General features: G+C 48.7%; 4 protein-coding genes. 3 read left to right on the forward strand and 1 reads right to left on the reverse strand.

Annotated elements, in window-relative coordinates:
* Positions 1-269: 269 nt before the first annotated feature.
* The 3 genes from ACLFWI_RS04400 to ilvB all read left to right on the forward strand — a co-directional run bounded on the left by ACLFWI_RS04400 (position 270) and on the right by ilvB (position 5,850).
* Positions 270-2,639 carry a transglycosylase SLT domain-containing protein gene (locus ACLFWI_RS04400; protein WP_446411912.1) on the forward strand — a complete coding sequence of 790 codons (2,370 nt, stop codon included), beginning with the start codon at positions 270-272 and terminating at the stop codon, positions 2,637-2,639.
* A gap of 147 nt (positions 2,640-2,786) precedes the next feature.
* A complete protein-coding gene (locus ACLFWI_RS04405) occupies positions 2,787-3,752 on the forward strand; it encodes an ABC transporter ATP-binding protein (RefSeq protein ID WP_446411913.1) in 966 nt (321 codons plus the stop codon).
* Positions 3,753-3,990: 238 nt separating this feature from the next.
* On the forward strand, positions 3,991-5,850 hold the full coding sequence (gene ilvB, locus ACLFWI_RS04410; protein WP_446411914.1) for a biosynthetic-type acetolactate synthase large subunit: 1,860 nt from the start codon (positions 3,991-3,993) through the stop codon (positions 5,848-5,850).
* 319 nt (positions 5,851-6,169) lie between these two features.
* Here the strand turns inward: ilvB and ACLFWI_RS04415 are convergent, their stop codons facing one another.
* On the reverse strand, positions 6,170-6,589 hold the full coding sequence (locus tag ACLFWI_RS04415) for a hypothetical protein (protein ID WP_446411915.1): 420 nt from the start codon (positions 6,587-6,589) through the stop codon (positions 6,170-6,172).
* Positions 6,590-6,686: the final 97 nt, after the last annotated feature.

The following is a 6,686-nucleotide window of genomic DNA, read 5'->3' on the forward strand; positions in this document are numbered from 1 at the left end:
CTTATCCAGAAACGGTTCGGGAAACTTTCCCACCTTAACCAGAGATAAACGTACAATCAAACTGGGCAATGCCATCGTGTTCTGCCGATCTTTACAAAAAGCGGCGGGAAGCCCACCTTCTTTTAGAGGGAGGGAAAACCACTTACCGCCGAGTTCAGAGTCATCGTTAATTGTGAGTTAGCCATGAACCCTGAATCGGAAATCCCCCTGATTTGGTGGGGGATGAGTTTAACCGGCTCTAAGATAGATGTGCGTCACCAGGAGGTTCTATGAGTAAAAGACGCGAAATTTTCGCCCCCCACAGCCGTTCAAGGCGTAGACAACGAAGACGACAAATCGCTCTAGTCGCTGGAGTCGGACTCGCCGGTCTAATTTGGGGAGGAACGCTGATAGGTGGTGAGTATACTAGGGGGCTGGGTCAATTGACCATCCGGCTACCATTTGTGCAGCATAATTCCTTTAACCCAGAAAAACAGAGCGACACGGCGGTTTTGCGACTCGCGTCTTTACCCGCAAACCAGCGAAAAGCCAAACTTGAGGCGATCGCGCAAGGAAAAAATTCCATTGATAAGTCTCGTGCGCGTTATCTTTTGGCAGCGGATTTAATGGCACAAGACAAGGGCAAGGAGGCGCTGCGTTGGTTAGAGGGATTGGAGTTGGACTATCCTGTCCTGGGTGGCTATATCACAGTTAAACGCGCCCAAGCTTATGAACAGATGGGTGAGAAAACCAACGCCCTCACAGAATGGCAAAACCTGCTGCAACGTTACGCCGATCAGCCCGTTGCGGCTTATGCGCTTCATGCTCTTTTCTCTCAGGAGTCTCAGTATCAGGAAGAGGAGATCAACTCATTGTCCGCCAATCCGAGTTGGCAAGAGAAAATTCAGCAGCTTTATGAACCGCCTGTTGACGATCCCAAATACTGGGAGAAAGCCGTCGCTAACTATCCATCTCATCCGTTGATTCTGGAGTTAGCCGGAGAACGCCTGCAAGAGAATCCCGATCAGCCTGAGTTGATGCTGCTGTTGGCTCGATATGGTTTTGATACCCCAGAGGTTACTCCAGATGTGACACCGATCTTAGACCAATTGGTGGGAAACTACGGTAGGGTGGTTGACTCCGATAATCAACCTCTGATTAAACCAGAGGATTGGCAAGCGATCGCGGTGGGCTACTGGCGAGATCGGAAATATGGTCAAGCCAGCGCCGCTTATGCCAAAGCTCCCGAAACATCCAATAATGCCTATTTAGTGGCAAGAGCCCTGAAATTTGCCCAGCAGTACGCGGACGCTAAACGGGCATACAAACAGATGGTGAGTGATTTTCCCGACGCCGAGGAAACACCCGCCGCCCTGATTGAACTGGCGCAACTGCAACCGGATATTGAGTCAGTTCCCTATCTAGACGAAGTTGTTGAGCGCTTCCCGGAACGCGCCGGGGAAGCCCTTTTGGTCAAAGCGGAAACCCTGGAACGCCTAGGGAGTTATCAAGCCGCCGAGGAAGCCCGAAAACAATTGATTGATGAGTATGGTGAGTCTGACGCCGCCGCCGCCTACCGTTGGCAAGTGGCGCGATCGCACGCTGAATCAGGCAATGTCGAGGCAGCTTGGGAATGGGCAAAACCGATTACCACCGAAAATCCCGATCGGTTTCTGGCACGTCAGGCTGGCTTTTGGGTAGGCAAATGGGCAAGGAAATTGGAACGCCGACAGGATGCCCAAGCCGCATTCGAGCAGGTGATTACCAACCACCCTCAGTCTTACTATGCATGGCGCTCTGCCGTGCAGCTTGGTTGGGATGTGGGCGACTTTAAAACCGTCCGTCAACTTGATCCGAAACTGGTTCTGCCGAAAACCCGACCCCTGTTACCAATGGGTTCAGCCGCCCTCAAAGAACTTTATTTACTCGGTCAAGACGAAGAGGCTTGGATACTTTGGAAAGCCGAATTCCAAAATCGCCTCGAACCCACCGTCGCTGAACAGTTTACCGATGGCTTGGTGCAGTTGGCAATAGGAGATTACTTGAGCGGCATTTCTACCATTGCCAGCTTAGAAGATCGAGAGACCCCCACAGAACAAGCGCAGTACCAAGACTTACGGGAAAAATTCACCTACTGGCAAGCGCTCTATCCCTTTCCTTTCTCAGACAAGATCGCCACCTATTCCCAAAAGCGTGAACTCAATCCTCTATTGGTGACTGCCCTGATTCGCCAAGAATCTCGCTTTGAACCTGATATTCGTTCCGGTGCTGGTGCTGTCGGTTTAATGCAAATGATGCCCAGTACAGGGGAGTGGGCGGCAGAAAGTATTGATATGGAGGATTATTCTCTGGAAAATCCCGACGATAACATCAAACTGGGAACCTGGTTTCTGCGACAAGTTCACCAGTCTTATAACGACAACTCCTTACTCGCGATCGCTAGTTACAACGCCGGTCAAGGAAATTTATCAAAATGGCTGCAACAAGGAAGTGCTGGTGATCCAGATGAGTTTGTTGAATCCATTCCCTTTGATGAAACCAGAGATTATGTGAAGCAGGTGTTTGGTAACTATTGGAATTATTTACGACTGTATGATCCTAAAGTTGCCCAGCAAGTTGCCCAACATTCTCAAAGTCAGTCCACGGCAATGCGTCGATAAGGGCGCGGGAGAGAGGGGGTGAGTGGGAGAGGGGGAAGCCGGGAAAGAAAACATTCAATAAATGCTTACGCCCTGTACCAGAAACAGCAATATCCTGATACAGTTATAACGATAGAACTGTCAATTATGAAATTCAATTAACAGGGAATGGATTCAACTGCTGATTTGCCAGGGGCATTGACTACCCTTGACCAGAGTCCAGTTGTGGCGACTTCTGAGTTAAGGAAAGTCTATCGCACTGGCTTTTGGCTGAATCAAAAAATTGAATCACTGAAAAATTGCTCTCTTTCCGTTGATTCGGGAGAGACATTTGGTTTGCTAGGTCCGAATGGTGCGGGAAAAACGACGCTATTGAAAATTTTACTGGGGATTGTCCGTCCTACCTCTGGACGGGCTTGGCTGATGGGAAAACCCATTGGCGATCGCGGAGTAAAGCAGCGCATCGGCTATTTGCCAGAAAATCCCTATTTCTACGACTATCTGACAGGCTGGGAATTCTTGCAACTGACCGCGGGATTATTTCAAATCCCCAAAAGTCGTCAACGCCAACGTATTCCCCAATTGCTGGAATTAGTGGGATTATCGAAGTCGGCGGCGAAAAAGAAGCAGTTGCGACAGTATTCTAAGGGGATGCTTCAGCGCATCGGTATGGCACAAGCCCTGATTAATGACCCTGATGTCGTGTTTCTGGATGAGCCGATGTCGGGACTCGATCCCATGGGACGCTATCAGATCCGGGAAATTATTCTCTCACTTAAGGAGCAAGGAAAAACCATTTTCTTCAATAGCCATGTTTTATCGGATGTGGAGAAGATATGCGATCGGATTGCGATTCTGGCACAGGGAGAGTTAATTTGTATTGGCACACTAGATGAACTGTTGGGTGTAGCGACTCATTACCAGGTTCGTGGAAAAGGCGGCAATATCGACATTCTCCAACGCTGGGTTAAGGAACTGGCATTCGAGGAAGATAGCTGGTATGGTGAACTCAAAGGTGAACCCCAAGAATTTATTGCCAGTCTCCGCCTGATGGGAGCGCAATTAATCGAGATCACCCTAGCACGTTCCTCGTTAGAGGAATTTTTCATGCAGCAGTTACGGCAGAGGGATTGAATCGAGCCATTAGAAGGGGGAGCCAGGTAGCTGGGGGAGCTGGGGAAGAGGATTACCAATGAACAATGAACCATGAACAATCAACATAAGACGCATGACAACTAGACAGTGATCCCAGATTTGTTTTAAACTCATAAATTATTTGCTCATTTAAAGATCTACCATAGGTCTGGTGAACCTATTGTCAGAATATACAAAGCTCTAAGAAAAACTGTTAATCATTTAGTGAGGGTATCTGGTGCGTTACCAAAGTATCTCTAAAAAAGAAGTCAAACAAAAAACCGTTACCCGTCGCACGGGTGCTTACGCTCTGATGGATAGTCTGAAGCGTCATGGGGTTGACCATATTTTTGGCTATCCCGGTGGTGCAATCCTGCCGATCTATGATGAACTGTATCAGTGGGAAGAGCGCGGAGAAATGCAGCATTTCTTGGTTCGCCATGAACAGGGTGCGGCTCATGCGGCGGATGGATATGCCCGAGCAACAGGAAAAGTGGGTGTCTGTTTGGCGACATCGGGTCCTGGGGCGACAAACTTAGTTACAGGGATTGCTACCGCCCACATGGATTCGATTCCCTTGGTGGTGGTTACCGGACAGGTGACAAGGGCGGCGATTGGTTCGGATGCGTTCCAAGAAACGGATATCTTTGGGATTACGCTGCCGATTGTCAAACATTCTTATGTGGTGCGTGATCCTCGTGATATGGCGTGGATTGTGGCTGAAGCGTTCCATATTGCTAGTACCGGTCGTCCGGGTCCAGTGTTAATTGATGTTCCCAAGGATGTGGGGCTGGAAGAATTTGACTACACCCCTGTCGATCCGGGTATGGTTAAGCTGACGGGATACCGTCCTACGGTTAAGGGAAATCCCCGGCAAATTAATCAGGCGTTGAATCTGATCCGACAGTCGCAGCAACCGTTACTCTATGTCGGTGGCGGTGCGATTACGGCGAATGCCCATGAGCAAGTCAAGCAATTGGCAGAAACGTTCCAAATTCCGGTCACGACAACGTTGATGGGGAAAGGGGCGTTTGATGAATCTCATCCGTTGTCGGTGGGAATGTTGGGAATGCATGGCACGGCTTATGCTAATTTTGCCGTGAGTGAATGTGATTTACTGATTGCCGTCGGTGCGCGGTTTGATGATCGCGTTACCGGGAAGCTGGATCAGTTTGCTTGCCATGCTAAGGTGATTCATATCGATATTGACCCCGCGGAAGTGGGCAAAAACCGCGCCCCCCAAGTGCCAATTGTCGGCGATGTGCAGCAGGTGTTGGCTAAGTTATTACGGCGCTACGAGGAACAGGAAATTCCCGCTGATCCGAACCAAACTCAGGCATGGCTGAAGCGGATTCAGCGTTGGCGTCAAGAGTATCCCTTGGAAGCACCCCAGTATCCAGATACGATTTCGCCGCAAGAGGTGGTGGTTGAGTTGGATCGGCAAGCCCCAGATGCTTACTATACCACGGATGTGGGTCAGCATCAGATGTGGGCAGCGCAATTTCTGAAGACGGGACCGCGCCGTTGGATTTCCAGTGCTGGTTTAGGCACGATGGGGTACGGGGTTCCTGCGGCTATGGGCGTGAAGGTTGCCCTACCGGATCAGCAAGTGGTTTGTGTGGCGGGTGATGCTTCAGTACAAATGAATATTCAGGAGCTAGGGACATTAGCACAGTATGGTATTAATGTCAAGACTGTGATTATTAACAATGGCTGGCAAGGAATGGTGCGCCAGTGGCAAGAGGCGTTTTATGGACAACGGTATTCGTCCTCGAATATGGAAATAGGAATGCCGGATTTTGTGATTCTGTGCCAAGCTTATGGGGTCAAGGGCATGGTGGTGAAGCATCGGGATGAACTCAAGGACGCGATCGCGCAAATGTTAGCGTATGATGGTCCGGTTCTGCTGGATGTCCACGTCACCAAGAATGAGAATTGTTATCCGATGGTTGCACCGGGTAAGAGTAATGCCCAAATGATCGGATTGCCAGAACGCCGTCAGCAAGAACAGGTGGCTGAGGTGGTTGATTGCAGTAACTGTGGGACTGAGAATCCAACCACGAATCATTTCTGTCCGGTTTGTGGGACGAAACTGTAATCAGTTACTGGGAAATTGGAGAGTCAAAAGTCCCTTGCACTTGTGGGGGACTTTTTTGAAAATCAAGTAATCTTATAGATATAGGAATGCCTCCCAAGGTGACTTGGAAGGCGGTGTCGTTCATTATAGAAAGGAATCTCAACTCCTCTATATCAGCATAATCCCTATTTGTGACAGGCTGATCACAACGCTATGACAAGCATGCGATCGCATGATGTTGCTGAATGTCTATAACTAGCTTTTAGTCAGGGCTTCAATGCTTCTGGCACAACGCTTACCAACAACAAATCCAGGTTAGGTTAATACCATTCCATTTAGGTTAATAGTCCTCAAATTCAATAGAATCGAGCAGGCTCATACTGATTGGGGAGATTTTCTGAGTCATTTCCGGCGAATTTAAGAATGCATCATTCTCGATATGCGGATAGTTGCACTGGGGAGAAAGTTGATTGGTTCCTGTAGGTGTATTGTCTTGCCTATCTCCGTGTTGCCATAGAATAGAACCATAGTGAGCAATCCAGCCATCGTTAACGTGTTGGATATGGCGCAGTTCATGTTCATTGGCGGTAAACAACCAATGTCCATCCGAATGAAAGGCAAAGACACTGGCTAGATGACAGTGATAGGATTCATAATACTTGGGACAACTCCCAGACACAGAACATTGACTCTCAAAAAAGGGACAGTGTATGGTGGAACAAACATTAATTGTGGCTTTTTGACCGATAGAGTGTTTCATAGATTCACCCCCGCATGTTTTGATGAAGCAAAACTCTCCAGCTCTTGAGATGTGATGCTGTATACTTCAATGATATTTTCTGCTCTAGGCAATTGAA

The organism is Coleofasciculus sp. (assembly GCF_046539235.1).
Lineage (GTDB): Bacteria > Cyanobacteriota > Cyanobacteriia > Cyanobacteriales > Coleofasciculaceae > Coleofasciculus.

Excerpts from the sequence above, each read along its gene's own strand:
- ACLFWI_RS04400 (WP_446411912.1), top strand. The coding sequence starts at position 270 with ATGAGTAAAAGACGCGAAATTTTCGCCCCCCACAGCCGTTCAAGGCGT.
- ACLFWI_RS04405 (WP_446411913.1), top strand. The coding sequence starts at position 2,787 with ATGGATTCAACTGCTGATTTGCCAGGGGCATTGACTACCCTTGACCAG.
- ACLFWI_RS04415 (WP_446411915.1), bottom strand. The coding sequence starts at position 6,589 with ATGAAACACTCTATCGGTCAAAAAGCCACAATTAATGTTTGTTCCACC.